This window comes from Prevotella nigrescens (genome assembly GCF_031191185.1).
Taxonomy (GTDB): domain Bacteria; phylum Bacteroidota; class Bacteroidia; order Bacteroidales; family Bacteroidaceae; genus Prevotella; species Prevotella nigrescens.
Genome location: NZ_CP133464.1, coordinates 61,660 through 85,905, shown reverse-complemented (window position 1 = coordinate 85,905; position 24,246 = coordinate 61,660). Strand labels below are relative to the sequence as shown.

The following is a 24,246-nucleotide window of genomic DNA, read 5'->3' as shown; positions in this document are numbered from 1 at the left end:
ACAGGCTCTTTCGCAATGCAGAAACACTCCTGTCGTTCACAGTCCTATATAGAATAAGGTGTTGATGGCACGGAACGCTGACGGCAAGACAGGGCAGGAAGACCTCTATAAAACTGTTAAAAACAAATAAAGGAAGTTCAATACATTTGGAAAACTAATTAAATCTGGGTATATTTGCAGAGATATAAGATTGGTTTAAGTGGATAACAATAACTGCTTAATATCAGTTTTGGATAACATTTTTGTTTAATTCATAAGAGAAAAAGAATGGAAATACGTAAAATTGCATTATCGTTGATTGCGGTAATGGCGCTAAGCGCGACAACAGTACAGGCTCAGACCACAAACACCTGTAAGAAAACTCCGACTGCAAAGGCTAAGATTTGCACTGTTGGAAAGAAGATGGAAGGAGACTTTAGGTGCGACGAAGCGAAAGTAAAGAAGACTGCACATAGGGCAGGTTGCGCAATGAAGTGCGATGCTAAGAAAGCGTGCAAAGCCGTAAAGTGCGACGGAGCGAAAGTGGAAAAGGCTGCAAAGAAGACCTGTTGCAAAACAAAGAACGTCTGCCAGAGAGCCGAGAAGGACTGCAAGAATGCTATGCATAACGCTAAGGTAAAGTGCGAAGCAAAGGAAGCTGCCAAAAAGGCACAGAAGAAACGCTAAGAAACTGACGGCAAAAGAACAAAGCATCAGCTTGGTTTCGATAGGAATTGGTAGCTGCAAACAAATGTTTGTAGCTGTAACACAACAGATTTCCCCGAAAGATAGACGCATGTCTGCTTTCGGGGAAAACTCTTTACAAAGTCTAAACCAAACAAGCAATCTGACTAAAATAAGACTGACAAGACATAACCTTTGGCATACCATTTGCAAGGAAATACCACAGAACAGATGAAGAAACGAGGTGCGAGATGTTAATAAAAAATATATTATAGTCCAAAATTTTGTAGTTCGATAAATATTTAGTAACTTTGTACAAAATTACGTCTATCCTGACGTAACTTAACACCATATTTAATATTTAGGTATATTCTATCTAATGAGACAACTTAAGATTTCAAAAAGTATTACCAACCGTTCCAGCGAAGCACTCGACAAGTACTTGGTGGAGATCGGACGTGAACCAATGATTACCGTTGATGAGGAAATTGAGCTTGCTCAAGAGATTCATAAAGGCGGCAAAAAAGGCGAACGAGCAAAAGAGAAGCTCATAAAGGCAAACCTGCGCTTTGTGGTTTCCGTTGCTAAACAATACCAGCATCAAGGTCTTTCGCTCACCGACCTTATAGACGAAGGCAACATTGGTCTTGTAAAGGCAGCCGAAAAGTTCGACGAGACACGCGGATTTAAGTTTATCTCATATGCAGTTTGGTGGATCAGACAGAGCATTCTGCAAGCCATTGCAGAGCAAAGTCGCATTGTGCGCCTGCCCTTGAACCAGGTGGGAGCCATATCAAAGATAAACCAGGTAACCAACGAGTTTATTCAAAAACACAACCGCCGGCCGTCAATCCACGAGTTGGCCGAGCTGACCGGCATTGATGAGGCACGCATTCACCAGAGTCAGAACGCCGATAACCACCACATGAGCATCGACGCACCGTTTAGCGACGACGACGATAACTCCATGAGCGACATGTTGGCGTCGGGAGATGATTCGCGAACAGACCGTGGTGTAGACTTCGAATCGATGTCAGACGATCTTAAATCGGTGCTGCAGAACACGTTGAAGGATCGTGAACGCAAAATCGTAATCGAATGTTTCGGTATCGGTTGCCAGGAAAAAGGTCTGGAAGAAATAGGCACGGAGATGCAGCTTACACGCGAACGTGTACGCCAGATTCGGGAAAAGGCAATCGAAAAAATACGATTGAGCGGCAACGTACGAGTATTGATGAAGTATCTTGGCTAATATAATAAGGTGTAGAAACAAGACTGATAATCAGCAAAGCCGTTTGTCTCAAGACACCTGAAACTTGCCGATACACTTCAATATAAAAAGGCACAAACCCCATCATCAGTGCGATGATGGGGAATTTTGTTCTGAAAAAGTCTGTTGCTGCCATCATATTTTTATACAACTTACTTGTTTTTTCGTTGAAAATCATTATCTTTGCAAAGTCGTTACAACCTTTCTGCCGGCGTAAAAGGGCAGATGCAGCCACGTAATGACCGTAAGAATATTTTGAAAAAGCAGAAAAAATAACATCATAAACAAGAAATGACATCTTGCCGGACAGTCCGCAACGTACACTGGAATGTAGGCAGATAAAAGCTTTAACAGACAGATTAATGGAAGATTTTGAACTCATTGCCAAGACCTTTATGGGGTTAGAGGAGGTCTTGGCGCAGGAGCTCACCCAGCTGGGTGCCAACAACGTGCAGATAGGACGACGCATGGTGTCGTTCACTGGAAATAAAGAAACAATGTACCGCGCCAACTTCCAGCTGCACACAGCCATAAGAGTACTCAAGCCAATCGCCCATTTCAGGGCTACGAGTGCCGAAGACATGTACGAAGAAGTGAAGAAAATAGATTGGAGCAAGTACATCTTGAAAGGCAAGACATTCTCGGTTGACTCGGTGGTGTACTCCGAAGAGTTCAAGAACTCGCGCTTTGTAACCTATAAAGTAAAAGATGCTATCGTGGATCAGTTCCGCGAAAACACAGGCGTCAGACCGAATATATCGGTCAGTAACCCGGATATCAGGCTGAATATACACGTTGCTGAAGACAAGGCAACCCTGTCGCTCGACTCCAGTGGAGAGTCTTTGCACCGTCGGGGATATCGCCAGGAAAATGTGGAAGCACCCCTGAACGAAGTACTTGCGGCAGGTATGATTTTGTTGACAGGCTGGAAAGGTGAGACCGATTTCATCGATCCAATGTGCGGTTCAGGCACCTTGCCCATCGAGGCAGCCCTCATAGCACGCAACATATCGCCGGGCGTGTTCCGCAAAGAATACGCCTTCGAGAAGTGGGCAGACTTCGATAAGGACCTCTTCGACATGATATACAACGACGATTCGCAGGAGCGCGAGTTCGAGCACCATATCTATGGCTACGACATAGAGATGAAAGCAGTGAACACTGCAAAGATAAACGTAGCGGCAGCAGGGCTCTCTAAAGATATAACAATAGAGCACAAAGACTTTAAAAACTTTACCCAGCCAGCCCAAAAGAGCATCATTGTGATGAATCCGCCATACGGAGAACGCATCTCGACCCCCAATCTTTTAGGCACATACAAGATGATTGGCGAACGCTTAAAGCACCAGTTCGTTGGCAACGAAGCTTGGATTCTGTCGTATCGGGAGGAATGTTTCCGTGAAATAGGGCTGAAACCGAGCATCAAAATACCAGTATATAATGGGTCGTTAGAATGCGAATTCCGTCGCTATCAGATGTTTGATGGTAAGCTGAACAACTTCCGTGCAGAGGGCGGAATCGTAAAGACGGAGGACGAAAAGCTCGAAATGGCACAGAAGCATCGCTTCAAAAAGAACCGCGAATTTAAGAAACGCCTCGAAGAAACCGAGGAAAACGAAGAGGGAGATATACGTTCTTTCACTTTCCACAGCTTCGAACACAACGTCTCTATAGGCGGAAAGAGGTCTGAATATGGTAGGCGTGGCGGACGCAAAAACTTCCGGAACGATGACCGGTTCGACGATGACAGAAACTCGTTCCGTGGCAAAAAGAAGTTCGATGCCAAGCGATTCGACAAAGGAAACAAAGGCGGCAAGTTCCGTAAAAAAGACAAATATAATCCAAATGAAGACTAAAAACCTAATTGTAAGTGCAGGATTGGCAATCGCAACCATGGGTATTGCATTGCCAGACAACGTTATGGCACAGAAAAAATTCACACTCGAAGACCTCAACTTCGGCGGTAAAAACTTTCAGAACATGCGGGCAGAAAACCGCTACACCACGTGGTGGGGCGACCAGATTGTGCATTTAGACAAGGACAAGTGCACTATTGTAAACCCAAACACACTGAAAGAGACTACATTATTCACGCTCGACGACATAAATAACATACCTTCAAAAAGTAATATCGACAGAACAGTACGCTCGTTGTACCAAGTTTCTTTTCCATCTGCCAACCAACCATTGGTTCAAATAGCTACTGGAAAAGAACTTTTAACCGTCAATTTCAAGACCAAATGGATTGAAGACGCCATCGAAATAGTGCCTGGCACACAGGTTCAAGCATATAATAAGGTGTCGGGGGCTATGGCTTACGTACTGAAAGACCAGTTGTTTGTTTGCGATAAAGCCGGAAACATCAACCAGCTTACTACCGATGGTTCGCGAAACATAGTGTATGGAGAAGCCGTACACCGCAACGAGTTTGGCATTAAGGGCGGTTTGTTCTGGAGTCCGTCGGGAAATCGCCTGGCATTCTACCGCATGGATCAAAGCATGGTAACCGATTATCCGCTCGTTCACATACCGGAAGTAGACTGGAAACCCGCAAAAGGCGAGTCGCGCATAGCTACTCCGGAACCCACGAAATACCCCATGGCAGGCGAGAAGACCCACAACGTAACCGTAGGAGTGTACGACATTAATACCAAGAAAACCATTTTCCTCGATGCAGGCGACCCTACTGACCGCTATTTCACCAACATTCAGTGGAGCCCGGACAGCAAAACCATTTACATGTTCGAACTAAACCGCGACCAGAACGACTGTCGTCTGGTGTCATACAATGCTGAAAGCGGCAAGCAAATAGCCGAATTGTATCGCGAAACCGACGCCAAGTACGTCGAACCAACCCATCCTATCCTCTTTTTGCCATGGAATGCCAACCAGTTTGTTATGCTTTCGCAGAAAGATGGCTACGCTCATCTCTACTTATTCAATAAAGACGGCAAGCGAATAAAACAGATAACAAAGGGCAATTGGGTGGTTATGGACGTATTAGGCTTTAACAACAAGGCGAAATCCATCGTCTATGTGTCTAACGAATGCAGCCCCATACAGCGCAATACATGGGCAGTGAACGTTGAGAATGGTACTCGCACCCTCTTGGATAATGGCAAAGGCTACCACTACGCAACGCTTAGCGATGGTGGAAAGTACCTTGTAGACAACTATACAGAGCCTGCTGTGCCTCGCAAAATAGACATAATAACCATCGGAACCAAGCGTCCAGCTATAAAGAACTGGCTTACTGCGAAAGACCCATGGGCGGGTTACAGTGTTCCGGAGTATAGTTCCGGCTCGCTGAAAGCCGACGATGGCACCACCGATTTGTACTGGCGAATGGTTAAGCCTGTAGGTTTCGACCCATCGAAGAAGTATCCTACCGTGGTGTATGTATATGGAGGACCACACGCCCACAACGTTGATGCGAGCTGGCATTACGGTTCTCGCTCTTGGGAAACCTACATGGCGCAGAAAGGATACTTGCTTTTCATCATCGACAATCGTGGAAGTGAAAATCGTGGAAAGGCGTTCGAGCAAGCCACTTTCCGCCAACTCGGTCAGGTAGAGATGCGCGACCAGATGCAAGGAGTCAAGTATCTGAAGACATTGCCCTTTGTTGATGCCGACCGCATAGGCGTTCATGGCTGGTCGTTCGGTGGTTTCATGACGATTTCGCTCATTACAAACTATCCCGAAACCTTCAAAGTGGGCGTTGCCGGAGGTCCTGTTATCGACTGGAAGTGGTACGAAGCCATGTACGGAGAACGCTATATGGACACACCGGAAACCAATCCGGAAGGCTATGCAAAGACTTCGCTCTTGCCAAAGGCAAAAGAATTGAAGGGTAAACTGCAGATTATTACTGGTTTAAACGACCCTGTAGTCTTGCCACAACACTGTCTCACGTTCATTAAGGCGTGCATTGCGGCAGGCACTCAGCCCGATTTCTTTGTGTATCCGGGTGAGCCTCACAACATGAGAGGACATCAAAGTGTTCACTTGCACGAAAGAATTACACAATATTTCGAAGACTATCTGAAGTAAATCATCAGACAGACAGAACACGAAACAGTAAGAAAGACATTACAGAATAAAGGAGGACAGGCGCTTATGAGGATATTATTGTTGGGCAGTGGCGGTCGCGAGCACGCTTTGGCATGGAAGATTGCACAAAGCAAAAAGTGCGGAAAGCTATTCATTGCGCCGGGTAACGCAGGCACAGAAGCTTGTGGCGAGAACGTTGCGATAGGTGTAAACGAGTTCGAAAAGCTTAAAACCTTTGCTGCAGACAACGCTATCGACATGGTAGTGGTAGGTCCTGAAGACCCATTGGTGGGCGGAATATACGACGATTTCAGGCAAGACGCACGCACAAGCCACATTCCTGTTATCGGTCCGTCTAAGTCTGGTGCCGTGCTCGAAGGCAGTAAGGACTTTGCAAAGGGCTTCATGCAGCGCCATTCCATTCCTACGGCAGCCTACGCCACCTTCGACAGCACCACGATAGAGGCTGGATTGAAGTTCCTTGATACCTTAAAGCCTCCTTATGTGCTCAAAGCCGATGGCTTGGCGGCAGGCAAAGGCGTGCTGATAGTGCCTACCTTGGACAAGGCAAAGCACGAATTAAGGCAGATGCTCGGGGGTATGTTCGGCATTGCGTCAGGAAAAGTCGTCATCGAAGAGTTCCTGTCAGGCATCGAATGTTCGGTGTTCATACTTACAGATGGCACGAATTACAAGATACTTCCGGAGGCAAAAGACTACAAACGCATCGGTGAGGGCGACACAGGACTTAACACTGGCGGCATGGGAAGTGTCTCTCCGGTGCCCTTTGCAACTGCCGAATGGATGCAAAAAGTAGAAAATCGCATTATAAAACCAACGGTAGAAGGACTGAAAGCAGAGGGAATAGACTATAAAGGCTTTATTTTCTTCGGTTTAATCAACGTAGATGGCGACCCAATGGTGATTGAATACAATTGCCGAATGGGCGACCCTGAAACCGAAAGCGTCATGTTGCGCCTGAAGACAGACATTGTAGACTTGTTCGAAGGGGTTGCAAACGGTGCGCTCGACCATTGTGAAATAGAAACGGACGCCCGTTCCGTGGTGAGCATTGTGCTGGTTAGCGGTGGCTATCCAGGTGCTTATACAAAGGGATACCCCATCAGCAACTACGATTGTTCAGAGTTTTCGGTGCTCTTCCACAATGGTACAACAATGAAAGATGGGCAACTTGTTACCAATGGAGGCAGGGTCTTGACAGTCGCCTCATACGGTCCGACCAAAGACGACGCCTTGTTCAAGAGCTTCACAGAAGCAGAAAAAATAGAGTTTACAGGCAAATACTTCCGCAAGGATATTGGTTGCGACCTATAAAATCGTGCTTGGAAAGGAATGAGTATAAGGCGCAAACGACTGCAGAACAGGATTTCCGAAAGCCGATGGACGGTTGCCGCGACAACCATCATGGCTCTTTCGGTATGGGTCATCGTCTGTATCAACGACTCGCTGGCTATTGTTCCGTTGCTTTGCATGCTCTTTTCCACCTTTCTTATGATGGAACTTAACAACACGAATGCACTCATACGCATCTTCAGTCGTATGGTGTCGTGTTGTTATATGGCACTCACCACCATGGCAACCTTCCTGTTTGTGTCTATGCGTGCAGCCAGTGTGGCACTTTGTATCGTGGGTTCTTACACTTGTTTGTTTCGTTGTTATCAAGACAGACGGTCGCAAGGGTGGGTGTTTTACGCCTTTCTTTGTCTCGGACTTAGCAGTATCGTCTGGGTGCAGGTTCTCTATTATGTCCCCGTTGTCTGGATATTAATGCATACACGCCTCCAGGCAACAAGCTTCCGCAACTATGTTTCGTCGATTTTCGGACTGATTTTGCCAAATCTTGTGGCACTCGGCATCATACTTTATCAAGGCGAATGGCAGACAGTATCGCGCCATTTCGGTGAGCTATTTGCCTTTGGCAGCATTGCAAACTATTGGCTGCTTTCTGCAAATCAGTTCATTACGGGTGCATGGATACTGCTTTGTGCTCTCATCGGAACTGTTCACTATCTGCATAAGAGGCATTCCGACAGCATCCGCACCCGTATGCTTTACAGCTTTTTCATTCAAATGAATACGCTTTCCATTATTTTTCTATGTCTGCAACCGCAACATTTCGATGCCCTTCTTGGCATCATCATCGCATCGACGGCACCCCTTATTGCCCACTTCTTTGCATTGACCAATACCAAATTCACTAATTTCACTTTCAAATTCCTTGCTCTTGGAACCATTGCAATAACGGTTTTCAATCTTCTTTCTTATTTGCGCTAAGCAAGGAACAGTAGTTGCCGAATATCATTTTAATGGCAAATACAAAACCAAAATCGGCTTTTTACTCCCAATCTGGGCAGACTCTGACGGTCGATTTTGGATTGTTGCTTTGTAGAAATTGTTCCGTAAGAAAGCGGTTGCGTTATTCTTGTAACACATTGATATAATACTTGTTATGGCTGCAATGTGTTTTCGTAACGCAAAACAGGCTCTTTTACATGGTAAAAGGGTCTGTTTTGCATTGCAAAAGAGCCTGTTTCAAGAACTCCCGACGGTGTTGCCAGGAAGGCAGAGAGAAAGTATTGCTAAATGTTGCTTAATGTTGGGGCACAAATTGCCAGACCTTTTGTACGGAACATCAAACCTATCTGAACCTTGCAATGGCAGCACGCCCTTCCAAAAAGAACGATTGACTGACAATTGCAGTGCTGTATTTATCAATATGTTGTCCGTCTATTGTGATGTCGTCGAGTGCAAATACCACCGTTTCCCTGTCGTCGGTCAGCTGCACATCTTGCATAATGGCAACGTCGATGCCAATTCCGTGGCGCACTATAATGTTGAAATCTATCGCCCCCGGCGTGTTTTCGGAACTTATGGACTCGTCGCCTTCAAACCTGTACAACTCGTTGTGCGAAAGCGAAATGCGTCGTCCGTCTCTCAACAATGTTATTTCGCCCTCCAAAGGAAGTATGTATCGTGTAAAGCTGGAGAAGTCGGAGAAGTTGCTTTCGGTCTGTTCTATGATGGCAGACGATATGCGCAGGTCGAAACGACGGGCGGATAGGTCGCCATCGGCAGGACAAATAAATATCTGTCGTGTAGTCCCTCCCTTCCAATTGGTAGTCTTGTACTGTGCCGGGGTTATAATTTCCATGTCTTAAAAGTATATTTTTGTTTAACCATAGTAGTTGTTTCAATGCTGCAAAGGTATGGATTAAATTTTGAAAAGTCTGCCTTTCACGCAGATAATCGCTGCGCAACAGACAGGAAAAAGCACAGTCGATATTTGGAGTTGTACAGAAAATATGGTATATTTGCAGTTTAATAGGTTAGAAAATATAAGGCATCGTTATTTTTTAGAGGTGTTTTTGAACAATAATTGAATGGGAAGAAACAAGTTTTCGGAAAGCGAAATAAAGGCGATAGCAAAACTTCTGCGGCTAAAAAATGCAGGGAATAGATATCGCCAGAAGCTGGTGCGCCACGATTTACGGGTAAATTACGAGTTTAACATCTCCGATTTCAATCAGCCGGGAAAGGCTTTCGGAGAAGAAGAATTGCACGAAGCAATACGTCGTGGAGCCATTGCCATACTCGACGAACAGACCATTGCCGACATGAAAGCGAAACGAGCACGCGACAAGGAACGTGACAAGGCTCGGCAAGATGCTGAAGCCATTGCCGGCGGAGAAGCCACCGACTGGCGGAAAGCAATGGAAGAATGGGAGGCACAAAGCTGAAACACTCGTGCACAGATCCGTCTGTCGCCTCATAAGAGAAGCGGGCATAACGTCCGTTCACAGTTTCTTTTCTGTCTAATTTAAGCCAAAATGTATATTAATTTCTGAAAAACAACCACTAAAAAGCACTTTTTTCATGTAATTAATACAATATTAAATAATTATAATTATCTTTGCAAAAAAACAACATGAAGCTCATTCGTACATTGCAACAACAAGGAAGCACCACTTGTTTCACCTGCTTTCTTTGTGTCGAAACTGCGAATGAAATGGGCTGTATCACAAAAACAAGATAAACAAACAACAAAATGAAGAAACTATTAGTATTGGTATGTGCTGCCGTCATGAGCATTTCAGCATCAGCACAAAAGGGAGAAAAGGCGATAGGTGTAAACCTTTCGTACGGGTCAGAGATTAAAAATGCAGGTATTGGAGTAAAGGGTCAGTACTTCCTTGCGGACCGATTGAGAGGCGAAGCTTCCGTAGACTACTTCTTTAAGAAAGACTATACGTCTATGTGGGACATCAATGCGAACCTCCATTACCTGTTCGACATTGCCCCGAAGACAAAGGTTTATCCTCTCGTGGGATTGGGTTACACAAACTGGAACGTTGAACTCGAACTGTTAAACCATGAGACTATCAAGGCTACGAAGGAAAGGTTGGCAGTCAATGTCGGTGCCGGCATTCAGTACGAGCTTACAAATAAGGTAAACGTAGATGCCGAAGTGAAGTATCAAATCATAGACAACTACAACCAGGTGGTAGTTGGTGTGGGCTTGGCATATAAGTTTTAAGGCTGTCGTATAGAGACATTTGCGACACGCATTCGCCTCTGTTGAAATACAAAAGGTGTGGCACGAACTTTCGTTTGCCACACCTTTCTTCGTTTAAATGTATATGCTCATTGACTATATGCAGAGCTTTCAAGCCCTGCATATAGTTGTCTTGACTTTGCTTATTTGGCGTTTATTTCCTTAATCAGACGGTCGGCGTGTCCCCATTTGTCCATCATGAAGAGTACAAAACGAATGTCTACACCGATGCAACGAGCCAGTTCACGGTCGAAGTTGATGTCGGAACTGAGGCTGTCCCAGTTGCCGTCGAATGCAAGACCGATGAGTTCGCCCTTTCCATTGAACATCGGCGAACCGGAATTGCCCCCTGTAATGTCGTTGTTCGTAAGGAAACAGAGCTGCATCTTGCCCGATGTCTTGTCGGCATACTTGCCGAAATCGTTAGAAGAAAGCAGGCTCAGCATGATTGGTTCAGCCTTGTAGTCGGCAATCTTGTCGGCTTGCTTAAACTTCTTGACAATGCTTTCGGCTGTCGTATAGTAGCCGCTGTTGAAGCCACCAATCATATAACCGCCTACCTGACCGTAGCTTAGACGCATCGTGAAGTTGGCATCGCTATAATGTGGAAGGTCCATTTCCATTTGGATTTTGGCTTCGGTGAGTTTCTTTTCCTCTGCCTTAATTTCTCCATACAACTGTAGTGCTTTGGTCTGAACATCTTTATAAGCCTTAATAAGTTCTTCTCCTACCACTACACCAGGGTCTTTCAGGAACTTCTTACGGTCGTTGGGATAGAACTTCTCGCCCTTTTTCAGCAATTTACTTGTCTTGTAAAGCCAGTCGGTATATTTGTAGAAGTTGCCTCCAAACTTCTTTGTTACAGTTTGGAAGAATGCCGGGTGGTATTCGGCAGGCACCATCTTGGCATAGTTTTCCAGCATTGCGGCAGTCAGTTCCTTGTCTAATGCGTAGTTCCAATCGTTGCTGTTATCAGCAAACTCTACGTATTGAGCCTTCGGATTGGCTGCCGAGCCTTTCAAAGGCATGTTTGTTCCAACGTTTGTAGCACGTGTAAAGAACTCCGTAGTCTTCCAGAACGACTCTACCCAATAGCTTGTTACCTGAATGAGAGGACGGTTTTGCGCATAGAGTTGCTCCAATTTGTTGAAGTCTACATCTATTGAAGCGTCCTTTTTAGGCTGCTTTGCCAACCAGTTTCTTATCTTTCCTTCGTATTCAGCCTTCTGTCTGATAAGCCCGATGGAGTCGATACACTTGTTCATACCCATTGAATTTTTCCAGTAGTTGGCAGAACCAGCATACTTAGACTCGTACTGAATGCGCACTTTTTGGTCGGCATCCATGTACTTTTTCATAATAGCGAGCTTGATGTCGCGGCTCTCTATGCGTGCTGTATTCTCTATGTCGCGACGTTGCCGAATGCCATACGAAGAGAGGTAGCGGTTGGTGCTGCCCGGATAACCGATGGTCATGGCGAAGTCTTTGTCCTTATAGCCTTGCAAACTGACGGGTGCGAAGTGCTCGGGGTGGTACGGCACGTTGTCCTTAGAGTAGGGAGCAGGTCCGTTAGTCTTGGGATCGGCGTATATTCGGAACACTGAGAAGTCGCAAGTCTGGCGCGGCCACATCCAGTTGTCGGTGTCTCCGCCGAACTTACCCATACTCTTAGGCACTGTAAATACAAGGCGCACGTCGGTAAAGTCCTGATAAGTGGTGGCGTAATACTTGTTTCCTTCGTAGAACGGAGCCACTTCGATGTGCAAAGTCTTGTCGATTTTCTTGATGGAATCGTTCAGAACGTTCTCCACAGAGTCGATAATCGTGCCCTGTTCCTTCAGCGACTTGTTTGCAATAAGGGGAGCAATGCGCCCCGTAATGTCGTCTTGGGCACGCATGAACGAAACAAACATGTTCTCGTTCGGCAGTTCTTCGGCGAAGTTCTTGGCGTAGAAGCCGTCGCGCATGTAGTCGTGCTCCACCGTTGAGTGGGCGTTGATGGCACCAAAGCCACAGTGGTGGTTGGTGAAAACCAAGCCATCGGGCGATACGACCACGCCTGAACAGAAGCCGGAGAAGTTTACTACGTAGTTACTAATGGCATTCGGGTTGTTGTAAAGCATGTCGCAAGGCAACGAAAAACCATAGTCTACCATCTGCGTATAAACGGCATCGGGTAGATTGAAAAGCGTCCACATACCTTCATCTGCCTTGGAAGCAGTGCTCATGGCGAGCATACCGGCAAGGACCAAAGTCGATTTTTTCATAATTAATTATCTAAATGGTAAATATATTCTGGTTGTTTTTTACTTTCTGAACCGTTTTCCTACGATGGGAAGCTTGCTCAAAGGGAAGTCGCGTTTCACGATAATGGCAACAAAAACAAGTATTATTACAGTGTTTCCAGCCAGTGCAAGCAACGAGGGGAAGTATTTGTTGGAGGCAGTAATGGCTGCAAACAGCACCAGTGCCACCACTACGTAGAACAGAATGTCGCGCAGCGGATAGGCGATAGGGTAGTATTTCTGTCCGAAATAGTAGCTTATGACCATGCTCGCGGCATACGAAACGAAACCTGCCCAGGCACAAGCCCAGTAGCTGAAGGTTGGTATGAGCAGAATGTTCATGGCAATTAGCACCACAGCACCCACGCCGGAGAAGTACGCTCCCCATATCGTGCGGTCGGTAAGCTTATACCAAAAGCTCAGATTAAAGAAGATTCCGAACATTATTTCAGCCGCCATCACGATTGGAACAATCTCCAGTCCGTCCCAATAGCTGCGCCCCACCACATGGCGGAGCACGTCCATGTAGCCCATGACGGTGAGAAATGCCAGCAAAGTGAATATGATGTAGAACTTCATAGCCTTGGCGTAGGTGTCCTTATTGTCCCTGTCTTTCGACTTTCCGAATACAAACGGCTCGTAGGCGTAGCGGAATGCCTGCGTAATCATGACCATTATCATGGCTATTTTGATACATGCGCCGTATATTCCGAGCTGTGTTCGTGCCTCTTCGGCAGTGCCGTCGTAAACGTAAGGGAATATTATTTGCGACGCACACTGGTTCAATTGCCCTGCCAGACCCATTATCAGGAGTGGGAAAGTGTAGCTAAGCATGCGCCTGCACGTGCCTTTGTCGAAGCTGTAGCGTATGCCTGCAAGTTCTTTCCAGAGCAAAAGCAAGGTGATAATGGTGCAAATAAGGTTGATATAGAACACCCAAACCACGTCGAGCGTGAAGTTTGCATCGTATATTCCGAACGGATTGAGCTTTAAACTTGGCAATATAATAAGGTAAAGCAGGTTTAAAACAATGTTCAGCGTGATGTTCAAAATCTTCAATATGGCAAATTTTATGGGGCGATGCTTGCACCGCAGATAGGCGAAAGGTATGGCTGCAAAGGCATCTATCGCCACCGTAACATACATTATAGTAATGTATTCCGGGTGGTCGGCATATCCCAAGAGGTTCGCTATGGGCTGATTGAAGAGCAGAATTACTGCCATGAAGAGCAACGAAGTGGTTCCTACCATCTTCAGCGTGGTGGCATATACCTTCTCGGGACTCTCTCCTTCCTTGCTCATGAAGCGGAAGAAGGTGGTTTCCATGCCGTAAGTAAGCAGCACTATCAGCAGTGCCACGTAGGCATACACGTTGGTTATGATGCCGTATTGACCACCGGCGGCATTGAACTTGGTGGTTTGTATGGGCACCAACAAGTAGTTTACAAAGCGTGCCGCAATGCTACTGAGACCGTAAATAGCCGTATCTTTTGCCAGAGATTTTAAGTTTGCCATTCTGTTTCGTGTTCGTTTAGAAGAAAATATAGCATATTCCGATAGCCGCTATTACGCCGGCAAGGTCTGCCAACAGTCCACAAGCCACGGCGTGGCGTGTGTAGCGTATGCTGACGCTGCCGAAATAGACAGCCAGTATATAGAATGTGGTGTCCGTAGAGCCTTGGAATATGCAACTCAACCTGCCCACGAACGAGTCGGCACCGTAGTGGTGCATGGTCTCCAGCATAAGTCCACGTGCACCGCTTCCCGACAGTGGTTTCATCATAGCGGTTGGCAGAGCATCTACAAAGGTGGTGTCTATGTTGCATTGTTGCATTGTCCATCTTATGCCATCTACACAAATGTCCATTGCTCCCGATGCTCTAAACACGCCAACAGCCACAAGTATTGCCACCAAATAGGGGATAATGCGTACCGCAGTGCTGAAACCTTCTTTTGCCCCCTCTATAAAAGCATCGTAAACGTTTATTTTCCGGAACAGCCCAGCACCGATAAACGTAACTATAATCGACATTAATATAAGGTTAGACACCACCGACGTTACTGTGTCCATGGTGGGTTGAGGCATTTGTTGCAATCCCCAGATTATTAAACCCACAGCACCGAGCATTCCGAAGATGGCAAAAAACAGCACAGGTTGGAAGATGTTAATTCGTTGCCACGATGCTGTTATCATTATTCCCACCAGCGTAGCAATGGTTGTAGCGAGCAAAATAGGAATGAAAACATCGGTTGGTTGGGCAGCACCGCATGAGCTTCGCACTGCAAGAATGCTTGTTGGAATAATGGTAAGTCCACTTGTGTTCAGCACCAGGAACATTATCATGGGGTTCGTAGCCGTGTCTTTCTTTGTGTTAAGCTCCTGCATCTGCGCCATAGCCTTCAGTCCTGTCGGCGTAGCTGCATTGTCCAATCCCAGCATATTGGAGGCAATGTTCATGAAGATAGAGCCCATGACGGGGTGATTCTTGGGAATATCGGGGAAAAGTTTTGTGAAAACAGGACTTAACATTCGTGCCAATACGTTCACGATGCCTGCTTTTTCGCCAATCTTCATAATGCCAAGCCACAGCGAGAGTACGCCCGTTAGTCCGAGCGATACCCCGAATGCCGTCTTCGCTGAATCGGAAGTAGCGTCCACCATCTTCTCAAACAGCGTGGTGTCGCCCATTATCAGCCCTACGATTCCGAAGGCAAAGGCAATCAGAAAAAACGCTATCCAAATATAATTTAATACCATACGTTTGTTGTCTGCACAGAATTGATATTCAAGATACAAAAGTACGACAATTTAACGACACTTGCAAAACAAGCGGTTAATTATGCCTTTCTTTTGCGAAAATTTGTGTTTTCCATGACTGTCCCATCTCTTTTGGTGGCGCAAGAACTCGTTGCGCACGACCTTACACCTTATTATCATAACAACAAACGGAAGGGAGAAGTAGACTTCCTGATAGAAATAGGAGGACAAGTGCTGCCCATTGAGGTGAAGTCGGGGAAAGATTACGGGGTGCATCGCGCCCTTGCCAACATCATGGATTGCAGGGAATGCGGACTGAAGGAAGCCATGGTTTTCTGCAACGATAACCTGCACACGGTGGGGAAACACTGTGTACGCCCCCATTTATATGATGATGTTCTTGCAGAAAAAGCAACTTGGCAACTTTGTTTACAAGGTGGATTTGAGCGGCTTAAACATGTAAACAATTTTTAGAAGTGCCGTTGTTGCGTAATAGTTTGTATGTCAGTGTCGTCTACTGGAAAGTTGAAGTCTGCAAATAAAGTACCTTAAGTATACGTGAGTTCGATGAATTCAAAACAATGCAAGTTGTGTATCAATAGTCCTTTGCAGATTGATGCACGGCTTCTTTGGAAACAGGCAATAGGCAGCAATTGCCCCTAATAAGTTGACGATGAAATTGTCAAAGCATCTATGCCTGGAGTGTTCCACTTGTGCAATGTTCTTAAGTTCATCATTCACCGTTTCTATAATGGCTCTTTTTCTGAGTAAAAGTCTGTCTGAAACGCTCACTAAAGCTCCTTTCATGTTACTTTTCAATTTGGTAATAAGCTGTATTCCGTCAACGAAAAGCCTTTGAAAGAGGTTCTTGCCGATGTAACCCTTATCACCGACCAGCTTACCATAGATGAATTCTATGAATGCCTTGTACTCCAAAGGTTTACGGTCATCAACATCTCCCGGCGTTATCATAAAGTTGAGAAGCTCTCCTTTCTCATTGCAAATCAAATGCAACTTGAAACCGAAGAACCAACCCATGGAGCATTTTCCTCTTTGAGCTATGCCTTTGAAAACCTTGTGAATATGTATTCTTTGGTTTTTGCAGACACGCAGTGGTGTGCTGTCAACGAAGCTTATGCCCGTACATTTGCCCAACAGGACCTTCTTGATAAACAAGGTTAAGGGTACGGCTACCTCCCTTTCCAATTCTACTAAACGGTTATAAGAAACAACATTGGAAAACAGATGGTGAAGATGCTTGCATACTTTTTCAAGATAGAAATGTTTAAAGCAGCGATAACACAAGAATTTTGCCAAAGAAATATTTCTTGACTTTTTCAAGATAGAAATGTTTAAAGCAGCGATAACCGGAGCCGTGGAAAAGAATCATTATCAGCATGACTTCAGCCTTTGACATTGTAGAATTTCGATGATATTTTCTTTTTTCAGTAGCTTTTAACGTATATTTTGCTGTCATTGCATCAAAAAACTTGCAGAAGTCATCTGCCATACAAAAGATTTCAGTAACTTTGTCTTCGGTGATCATAGCGATTTTTGTTTGTAATTGTTTGTATGTTAGCACCTTAAAGTTACAACAAATTTCGCTAATCACCAAATTTATAGGCACTTACAATTCGTCGAACTCACGTTAAGTATGAAAACTATAATGTTTTATGTAATAATGTCACTTGTTCTTTGTCATTGCAAAGCACAAGAAGAACTATCATTAACTTATATTGGTTATCAGTATAAGGGAACTCAAAATAGAAGCTTCCTAAATAAAGAGCTAATATTAAAAATAGATGGAGATACTATAAGAATGAACCTTAGATTACCTTATGACAGTATTCATCACAATGTTATCGATCGAGGGCTTCTATATAATTGTCATTTAAAGAAAGGGGTAAAATACACTTTTACTTTACAAAAAAAATGTATTTTCGATATTCCCAGCTTCTTTAACAGCTACTATCGAACAAATACGATTCCTGACAAAAATGACTGTTCAAAATTCATAGAAATAAAAAAAGACACAGAGTATGACTACAGAGGGGATTATGGAAGATATGTAGACATTAAAGGCTGTTTATATGAGATAAAAAGAATATACCCAAACAATGGCGGTTTCTATCCACACTAAGAGAGTTACCAAACCATTTATGGCGAGCGTGGCGGATATCAGGACTTATGTCTATGGTGCTACCTATGACAGCTGGAACCGTGTGCGGACGATGACTTATCCTGACGGTGAAGTGGTGACCTACCATTATAATGCTGCCGGACAGGTTGAGAGTCTTACGAGCAATAAACAGGGACGTCAGAGCGTTATTGTTGACAGGATAGGTTACGACAAGGAGGGTCATACGGTCTATACGAAGCTCGGTAATGGCACGGAGACAACCTATACATATGACAAGCAGCGTGAACGTCTGCAGGTGATGAACCTTACAGCGGATGGTCAGACTGTGATGGAAAACAGGTATCGCTATGATGCCGTGGATAACATCCTCGGCATCACGAATGCCGCCGACCCGACATCGCTGACAAAACTCAACAGGGCGAAGCTGGGAGGAAGAAGTTCGCATACGTATGAGTATGACGAGCTGAACCGCCTTGTTCATGCAAGTGGTAAGGCTAAGCGTGCATCGTATGATATGGTGATGTCGTTCGGACGGATGAGTGAACCGCTGACCAAGGTTCAGAAGGTGGACTCAACGACAACTGCCAAGTCTTATAACTTTGCTTATAAGTATGAGGACAGCGACCATCCGACGGCTCCAACGCAGATTGGACACGATCATTACACATACGATGCCAACGGCAATCCAACGCTGGTAACGAACGATTCGACGAATACTACCCGCGAGATGTACTGGGATGAGGACAACCGCCTGATGGTACTCTCTGATAATGGCAAGACGAGTCGTTATACTTACAACGCTGCCGGTGAACGTATCATGAAGAGTTACGGTACGATGGAGGGCGTGTATATCAATGGTGCGCCGCAAGGAATCACGTTCCACGAGACGGACAACTTCACGCTCTACCCTGCTTCGATAATCAGCATCAACAAGAATCGCTTCACAAAACATTACTTCCTTGGTGACAAACGAGTTGCTTCAAGAATAGGAACAGGTCTGTTTAACAACGTTTATGGAAGAAACGGCTCATACGTAACCGCTGGTCAGCAGGACTATGCTGAGCGCATGAATCAGATTCAGAAGCAGAAAGAGGCATACTATAAGCAGCAAGGCATTGCACCTGGTGTACCTACAATGAAAGGTGCGTATGGTGATCCAGAGAATACAAAGCGAGGATATAACTCTATCATTGACACACTCGGCAACCACGATGTTCCACAGGGCTGGATTCAGACTCCACACCCCAACACCACATCGAATACCAACCCCGGTCCACCTGTAAGTTGGAATGACCCGAGCAACCCTGATGACCCGCAGGCTGGTTATGGTTATATTCTAAACGACACCACAAAGGAAGAAACATTCTTCTATCACAGTGACCACCTTGGCTCAACGTCTTACATCACAGACGAACACGCCAACATCACACAGTATGATGCATATCTTCCATATGGTGAACTGTTAGTTGACGAGCATTCCTCAAGTGAGGAAATGCCATATAAGTTCAATGGCAAACAGTTCGATGAAGAGACAGGTCTGTACTACTATGGTGCAAGATACTTGAATTCAGTCACAAGTCTGTGGTATGGGGTGGATCCTTTGACAGAAAAGTATCCTGATATTAGTTCGTATTCCTATTGTCATAATAACCCTATCTTACTAGTAGATCCAGATGGAGCTTATCCAATTATAACAATCACAAAACAAAAAACAGGTAGGACAACTTGGCAAAGAATTATAGGTTATACGGGACAAGAAAGAGACGTTATTACAAGGGTAAACCTTTATAAAGTAACAGTCCGTGATACGGAGGATAAGGACTTTCGTATGGAATTCTCTGTCACAAGGGATGCCTTTACCGTGCGGAAAGGTGATAGAAATGGTAATAGATTGGTTTTATCTAATGTTGCTTATGAACCTAAAAAAGAAGAAGACAATCGTTATACAGCACAAGTTATAGAGTATCCTAGAGGAAATGGTACTAAAGCATTGAAGTTAAAACAACACGGCTCTGAGGTTATGTATGCAACTTCTAATAATGTTTCTGTTGAAATGGGGTATAGAAATAAAAGTGATGTTGCCGCTGGGGTTATGATGCATGTTGGTGGTATATATAATCTGAAAGGGGAGTATCATTATGCTGCCTCTGAAGGATGCTTCGGAATTACAAATAGCGACAAGTCTTCTTCTAACGATTCCACAAATAAAATATTAGATAGTATTATAAATCAATCTAGAAAAAGCAAAACAAATAAGAATAGAATAGATGTCATAATAGAGAAAAGAGATGTGAATAAAATACCGCAAACTAAAAATGTAGTAATAAAATGAAAAAAACAGATTGTTTAATTGCATTTTTCATATTGTTATACTCTTGCTCAACTAAAGAGCAAGAGTATGAATCTTTCAATGTTTTATACTGTAAGGAATCATTCCAAGGATTACATTATAATGTTAGTGATAAGATTATAACATATAAAGAGAAGATGTATTCCGTAAAAATGATAGGATATTATATAAATAGGAGATTAAACAATGTAGATATATATAGAAGTGATGGTATTCTATCCTATACAAATAATGAACTAAAATCCGACAAGCATCTTACAAAATATATAGACATTCCATTAAACAGAAGGATTATAATTCTACAAAAATCACTTTCTGATAATGGTACTGTTTTCACTTATGAACAAAAAGGAGATTCCATATTTGTTAATCGGGGAAATGAAATTATTATATATGTTAAGGAGATTCTGTAATCAACGTGTGGTGAAGGTCTACTATCCTGTAACCGAAGCAGAGAGAAGCAAGGTGGAAAAGAATATAGTAGAAGTACAATAAAACGGCTTTTATGTCAGTGGAGCTTTTAGAGTGTATGTCAATGGCGCACCGCAGGGAATAATGTTCCATGAAACCGATAACTTCACGCTGTACCCTGCAAGTATCCTCTCTGTCAACAAGAATCGTTTTACGAAGCATTACTTCCTTGGTGACAAACGAGTTGCGTCAAGGATAGGAACGGGTATGTTTAACAACGTTTACGGACGTAACGGCTCATATGTAACAGCTGGTCAGCAGGACTATGCAGAGCGTATGAATCAGATCCAGACACAGAAAGAAACATACTATAAGAAGGTGGGTGTAGCCCCTGGTGTACCAACAGAGAAGGGTGCGTATGGTGATCCAGAGAACACGGGTGTTGGTTATAATGCTGTTCTCACAGAACTCGGTAACCACGATGTGCCGCAGGGATGGGTACAGACTTCACATCCTAACACAACACCAGGCACCAACCCCGGTGCCCCCATCTCATGGAACGACCCAACCAACCCTGATGACCCGCAGGCTGGTTATGGTTATATTCCAAACGACACTACAAAAGAAGAAACCTTCTTCTATCACAGTGACCACTTAGGTTCAACGTCTTACATCACAGACGATCATGCCAACATCACACAGTATGATGCTTACTTGCCATACGGTGAGTTGTTGGTTGACGAACATAGTAGCAGTGAGGACCTACCGTATAAGTTCAACGGTAAGCAGTTTGATGAGGAAACTGGTCTGTACTATTATGGTGCAAGGTATTTGAATCCTGTAACAAATATTTGGTATGGGGTGGATGTGTTGGCAGAGAAATATCTAAATATTGGAAGCTATGTGTATTGCGCAGGGAATCCTGTAAAGTTGATAGATACTGATGGGAGAGAGATCTTCCTGCCTGGAAACAAAGCTCAAGAAGAATATATCAAGATGTTATATGCATCCACTGGAAACAATTATGCTATCGAAAACGATAAACTTATATACAAAGGCACTGATATAGATCTCAAGGGAAACAGGTCTCAGACATTAATAAATGTCATTCAGTCTGGTATAGATGCCAAAGAAACTTATACTCTTAGTCTGGTAGGAAACAAAAAAGATGACAAAGGTGTATTTATAGACAGTTATTCGGATAAGAAGATAGATGTGTCAGACCTGAAAACCCTAGGAAAAGCAAGTACAGCTTTACAAGGGGCTGCAATAGGACATTTTCTCAATGAAGTTCAGGTGGACGGTGATTTTAATACTGCACATCAAGCAAGTTTAAAAAAAGAAGGTCTAATTTACGGAGAACTTGTAGGAGATAATACCATTACTGAAAGAAGGGATTATCCACTGGGACCTCCTCAGGATGGTCTCCAGACAATAATCTACGAATACAATTCTAGAAATAAATTCCAGTTGCAGCAGGGAGCAATCTCTACGACAAAAGGAACAGGTCAATATATTGGACCTGTTGAAATCAAAGAAACGACAGTGTCGTCTACTGGAAAGTTGAAGTCTGCAAATAAAGTACTTTAAGTATGAAGACTATAATTTTTTATGTAATAATGTCACTTGTTCTTTGTCATTGCAAAGCACAAGAAGAACTATCATTAACTTATATTGGTTATCAGTATAAGGGAACTCAAAATAGAAGCTTCCTAAATAAAGAGCTAATATTAAAAACAGATGGAGATACTATAAGAATGAACCTTAGATTACCTTATGACAGTATTCATCACAATGTTATTGATCGAGGGCTTCTATATAATTGTCATTTAAAGAAAGGGGTAAAATACACTTTTACTTTACAAAAAAAATGTATTTTCGATATTCCCAGCTTCTTTAACAGCTACTATCGAACAAATACGATTCCTGACAAAAATGACTGTTCAAAATTCATAGAAATAAAAAAAGACACAGAGTATGACTACAGAGGGGATTATGGAAGATATGTAGACATTAAAGGCTGTTTATATGAGATAAAAAGAATATACCCAAACAATGGCGGTTTCTATCCACACTAAGAGAGTTACCAAACCATTTATGGCGAGCGTGGCGGACATCAGGACTTATGTCTATGGTGCCGCCTACGACAGCTGGAACCGTGTGCAGACGATGACTTATCCTGACGGTGAAGTGGTGACCTACCACTACAATGCTGCTGGACAGGTTGAGCGTCTGACGAGCAATAAACAGGGACGTCAGAGCGTTATTGTTGACAGGATAGGTTACGACAAGGAGGGTCATACGGTCTATACGAAACTCGGTAATGGCACGGAGGCAACCTATACATATGACAAGCAGCGTGAACGTCTGCAGGTGATGAACCTTACAGTGGACGGTCAGGCTGTGATGGAGAACAGGTATCGCTATGATGCCGTGGATAATATCCTCGGTATCACAAATGCTGCCAACCCAACGTCGCTTATGAATATCAATAAGGCGAAGCTGGGAGGAAGGAGTGCGCACAGCTATCAATACGATGAGCTGAACCGCCTTATTCATGCAAGTGGTAAGGCAAAGCGTGCATCGTATGATATGGTAATGTCGTTCGGACGGATGAGTGAACCGCTCACTAAGGTACAGAAGGTGGATTCAACGACAACTGCCAAGTCTTATAACTTTGCTTATAAGTACGAGGACAGTAACCATCCGACGGCTCCAACGCAGATTGGGCACGACCATTACACATACGATGCCAACGGCAATCCAACGCTGGTAACGAACGATTCGACGAATACTACCCGCGAGATGTACTGGGATGAGGACAACCGCCTGATGGTACTCTCTGACAACGGTAAGACAAGCCGTTATACTTACAACGCTGCCGGTGAACGTATCATGAAGAGTTACGGTACGATGGAGGGTGTGTATATCAATGGTGCGCCGCAAGGAATTATGTTCCACGAGACGGACAACTTCACGCTTTATCCTGCTTCGATAATCAGCATCAACAAGAATCGCTTCACAAAACATTACTTCCTTGGTGACAAACGAGTTGCTTCAAGAATAGGAACAGGTCTGTTTAACAACGTTTATGGAAGAAACGGCTCATACGTAACCGCTGGTCAGCAGGACTATGCTGAACGTATGAATCAGATTCAGAAACAGAAAGAAGCGTACTATAAGGAGCAGGGCATTGCACCTGGTGTACCTACAATGAAAGGTGCGTATGGTGATCCGGAGAATACAAAACGAGGATATAACTCTATCATTGACACACTTGGCAACCACGATGTACCGCAGGGTTGGATTCAGACCCCGAAGCCGAACACCACACCGAATACCAACCCTGGTCCACCTGTAAGCTGGAATGACCCAACCAACCCTGATGACCCACAGGCTGGTTATGGTTATATTCCAAACGACACAACGAAAGAGGAAACTTTCTTCTATCACAGCGATCACCTCGGCAGCACGTCTTACATCACAGACGAAAAAGCCAACATCACCCAGTATGATGCTTACCTACCGTATGGTGAACTGTTAGTTGACGAGCATAGCAGCAGCGAAGACCTACCGTATAAGTTCAATGGCAAACAGTTTGATGAAGAGACAGGCTTGTACTATTATGGTGCAAGATACTTGAATTCAGTCACAAGTCTGTGGTATGGGGTGGATCCGTTGGCGGAGAAATATGCTAATAACCTGAACTCGGGATAAGAATAATACTCAAAAAGTTGGTAATC

At 44.2% G+C, this 24,246-nt stretch carries 17 protein-coding genes and 3 pseudogenes; 15 read left to right on the top strand and 5 right to left on the bottom strand.

The features are described 5' to 3' along the window. Positions 1–267 precede the first annotated feature (267 nt). The 6 genes from RDV52_RS00315 to RDV52_RS00290 all read left to right on the top strand — a co-directional run bounded on the left by RDV52_RS00315 (position 268) and on the right by RDV52_RS00290 (position 8,281). Complete coding sequence (locus tag RDV52_RS00315) at positions 268–666, top strand: hypothetical protein (RefSeq protein WP_004367415.1); 399 nt, start codon at positions 268–270, stop codon at positions 664–666. Positions 667–1,042: 376 nt separating this feature from the next. Then, entirely contained in the window at positions 1,043–1,915 is an 873-nt protein-coding gene (locus RDV52_RS00310) for a sigma-70 family RNA polymerase sigma factor (RefSeq protein ID WP_004362440.1), read from the top strand. Positions 1,916–2,295: 380 nt separating this feature from the next. Then, positions 2,296–3,789, top strand: coding sequence for a THUMP domain-containing class I SAM-dependent RNA methyltransferase (locus tag RDV52_RS00305; protein WP_004367411.1), 1,494 nt, complete (start codon positions 2,296–2,298; stop codon positions 3,787–3,789). Then, complete coding sequence (locus RDV52_RS00300) at positions 3,779–5,986, top strand: S9 family peptidase (RefSeq protein WP_004367409.1); 2,208 nt, start codon at positions 3,779–3,781, stop codon at positions 5,984–5,986. Before RDV52_RS00305 ends, RDV52_RS00300 begins: the two co-directional genes overlap by 11 nt. 66 nt (positions 5,987–6,052) lie before the next feature. Next, positions 6,053–7,321 carry a phosphoribosylamine--glycine ligase gene (gene purD, locus RDV52_RS00295; RefSeq protein ID WP_004367407.1) on the top strand — a complete coding sequence of 423 codons (1,269 nt, stop codon included), beginning with the start codon at positions 6,053–6,055 and terminating at the stop codon, positions 7,319–7,321. 18 nt (positions 7,322–7,339) lie between these two features. Further along, complete coding sequence (locus RDV52_RS00290) at positions 7,340–8,281, top strand: hypothetical protein (RefSeq protein WP_004367405.1); 942 nt, start codon at positions 7,340–7,342, stop codon at positions 8,279–8,281. 364 nt (positions 8,282–8,645) lie between these two features. Here the strand turns inward: RDV52_RS00290 and RDV52_RS00285 are convergent, their stop codons facing one another. Then, positions 8,646–9,158: a HutD family protein gene (locus tag RDV52_RS00285; RefSeq protein ID WP_004367404.1), complete on the bottom strand. Its 513-nt coding sequence runs from the start codon at positions 9,156–9,158 to the stop codon at positions 8,646–8,648. A gap of 229 nt (positions 9,159–9,387) precedes the next feature. On the opposite strand from RDV52_RS00285, the gene RDV52_RS00280 reads away from it, so the two are divergent. Beyond that, the gene (locus RDV52_RS00280) at positions 9,388–9,744 is read left to right on the top strand and encodes a hypothetical protein (RefSeq protein WP_004367400.1); all 357 of its coding nucleotides are present in this window, start codon (positions 9,388–9,390) and stop codon (positions 9,742–9,744) included. A gap of 308 nt (positions 9,745–10,052) precedes the next feature. Next, positions 10,053–10,541: an outer membrane protein gene (locus RDV52_RS00275; protein ID WP_004367398.1), complete on the top strand. Its 489-nt coding sequence runs from the start codon at positions 10,053–10,055 to the stop codon at positions 10,539–10,541. A 161-nt stretch (positions 10,542–10,702) separates the two neighbouring features. Here RDV52_RS00275 and RDV52_RS00270 read toward each other — a convergent pair whose 3' ends face one another. Genes RDV52_RS00270 through RDV52_RS00260 form a run of 3 tightly spaced genes read right to left on the bottom strand, consistent with a single transcriptional unit; the run spans position 10,703 to position 15,602 of the window. Beyond that, entirely contained in the window at positions 10,703–12,826 is a 2,124-nt protein-coding gene (locus RDV52_RS00270) for a S46 family peptidase (RefSeq protein ID WP_004367397.1), read from the bottom strand. 39 nt (positions 12,827–12,865) lie between these two features. After that, positions 12,866–14,359 (bottom strand): oligosaccharide flippase family protein, encoded by a 1,494-nt coding sequence (locus RDV52_RS00265; protein WP_004367396.1) that lies wholly within the window; start codon positions 14,357–14,359, stop codon positions 12,866–12,868. 16 nt (positions 14,360–14,375) lie between these two features. Then, positions 14,376–15,602 (bottom strand): nucleoside recognition domain-containing protein, encoded by a 1,227-nt coding sequence (locus RDV52_RS00260; RefSeq protein WP_004367395.1) that lies wholly within the window; start codon positions 15,600–15,602, stop codon positions 14,376–14,378. A gap of 114 nt (positions 15,603–15,716) precedes the next feature. On the opposite strand from RDV52_RS00260, the gene RDV52_RS00255 reads away from it, so the two are divergent. Beyond that, complete coding sequence (locus RDV52_RS00255; RefSeq protein ID WP_223381207.1) at positions 15,717–16,076, top strand: DUF4143 domain-containing protein; 360 nt, start codon at positions 15,717–15,719, stop codon at positions 16,074–16,076. Positions 16,077–16,175: 99 nt separating this feature from the next. Here the strand turns inward: RDV52_RS00255 and RDV52_RS00250 are convergent. After that, positions 16,176–17,148 (bottom strand): annotated as a pseudogene (locus tag RDV52_RS00250) (IS982 family transposase). A gap of 108 nt (positions 17,149–17,256) precedes the next feature. On the opposite strand from RDV52_RS00250, the gene RDV52_RS00245 reads away from it, so the two are divergent. The 6 genes and pseudogenes from RDV52_RS00245 to RDV52_RS00220 all read left to right on the top strand — a co-directional run. After that, positions 17,257–17,742 carry a hypothetical protein gene (locus tag RDV52_RS00245; protein WP_115098625.1) on the top strand — a complete coding sequence of 162 codons (486 nt, stop codon included), beginning with the start codon at positions 17,257–17,259 and terminating at the stop codon, positions 17,740–17,742. 298 nt (positions 17,743–18,040) lie between these two features. Then, entirely contained in the window at positions 18,041–20,074 is a 2,034-nt protein-coding gene (locus tag RDV52_RS00240; protein WP_309149734.1) for an RHS repeat-associated core domain-containing protein, read from the top strand. Next, on the top strand, positions 20,071–20,505 hold the full coding sequence (locus RDV52_RS00235; protein ID WP_004367392.1) for a hypothetical protein: 435 nt from the start codon (positions 20,071–20,073) through the stop codon (positions 20,503–20,505). Before RDV52_RS00240 ends, RDV52_RS00235 begins: the two co-directional genes overlap by 4 nt. A 112-nt stretch (positions 20,506–20,617) precedes the next feature. Further along, positions 20,618–22,093: pseudogene (locus tag RDV52_RS00230) on the top strand (RHS repeat-associated core domain-containing protein); the annotation flags it as partial. Between the two features lie 2 nt (positions 22,094–22,095). Beyond that, positions 22,096–22,581, top strand: coding sequence for a hypothetical protein (locus RDV52_RS00225; protein WP_115098624.1), 486 nt, complete (start codon positions 22,096–22,098; stop codon positions 22,579–22,581). Between the two features lie 16 nt (positions 22,582–22,597). Continuing rightward, positions 22,598–24,220: pseudogene (locus tag RDV52_RS00220) on the top strand (RHS repeat protein); the annotation flags it as partial. Between the last annotated feature and the right edge of the window lie 26 nt (positions 24,221–24,246).

Bases quoted from the DNA above. Each gene is read 5' to 3' on its own strand.
- RDV52_RS00300 (WP_004367409.1), top strand. From the start codon at position 3,779: ATGAAGACTAAAAACCTAATTGTAAGTGCAGGATTGGCAATCGCAACC.
- purD (WP_004367407.1), top strand. From the start codon at position 6,053: ATGAGGATATTATTGTTGGGCAGTGGCGGTCGCGAGCACGCTTTGGCA.
- RDV52_RS00280 (WP_004367400.1), top strand. From the start codon at position 9,388: ATGGGAAGAAACAAGTTTTCGGAAAGCGAAATAAAGGCGATAGCAAAA.
- RDV52_RS00240 (WP_309149734.1), top strand. From the start codon at position 18,041: ATGAACCTTACAGCGGATGGTCAGACTGTGATGGAAAACAGGTATCGC.
- RDV52_RS00255 (WP_223381207.1), top strand. From the start codon at position 15,717: ATGACTGTCCCATCTCTTTTGGTGGCGCAAGAACTCGTTGCGCACGAC.
- RDV52_RS00305 (WP_004367411.1), top strand. From the start codon at position 2,296: ATGGAAGATTTTGAACTCATTGCCAAGACCTTTATGGGGTTAGAGGAG.
- RDV52_RS00315 (WP_004367415.1), top strand. From the start codon at position 268: ATGGAAATACGTAAAATTGCATTATCGTTGATTGCGGTAATGGCGCTA.
- RDV52_RS00310 (WP_004362440.1), top strand. From the start codon at position 1,043: ATGAGACAACTTAAGATTTCAAAAAGTATTACCAACCGTTCCAGCGAA.
- RDV52_RS00285 (WP_004367404.1), bottom strand. From the start codon at position 9,158: ATGGAAATTATAACCCCGGCACAGTACAAGACTACCAATTGGAAGGGA.
- RDV52_RS00265 (WP_004367396.1), bottom strand. From the start codon at position 14,359: ATGGCAAACTTAAAATCTCTGGCAAAAGATACGGCTATTTACGGTCTC.
- RDV52_RS00245 (WP_115098625.1), top strand. From the start codon at position 17,257: ATGAAAACTATAATGTTTTATGTAATAATGTCACTTGTTCTTTGTCAT.
- RDV52_RS00275 (WP_004367398.1), top strand. From the start codon at position 10,053: ATGAAGAAACTATTAGTATTGGTATGTGCTGCCGTCATGAGCATTTCA.
- RDV52_RS00260 (WP_004367395.1), bottom strand. From the start codon at position 15,602: ATGGTATTAAATTATATTTGGATAGCGTTTTTTCTGATTGCCTTTGCC.
- RDV52_RS00225 (WP_115098624.1), top strand. From the start codon at position 22,096: ATGAAGACTATAATTTTTTATGTAATAATGTCACTTGTTCTTTGTCAT.
- RDV52_RS00235 (WP_004367392.1), top strand. From the start codon at position 20,071: ATGAAAAAAACAGATTGTTTAATTGCATTTTTCATATTGTTATACTCT.
- RDV52_RS00270 (WP_004367397.1), bottom strand. From the start codon at position 12,826: ATGAAAAAATCGACTTTGGTCCTTGCCGGTATGCTCGCCATGAGCACT.
- RDV52_RS00290 (WP_004367405.1), top strand. From the start codon at position 7,340: ATGAGTATAAGGCGCAAACGACTGCAGAACAGGATTTCCGAAAGCCGA.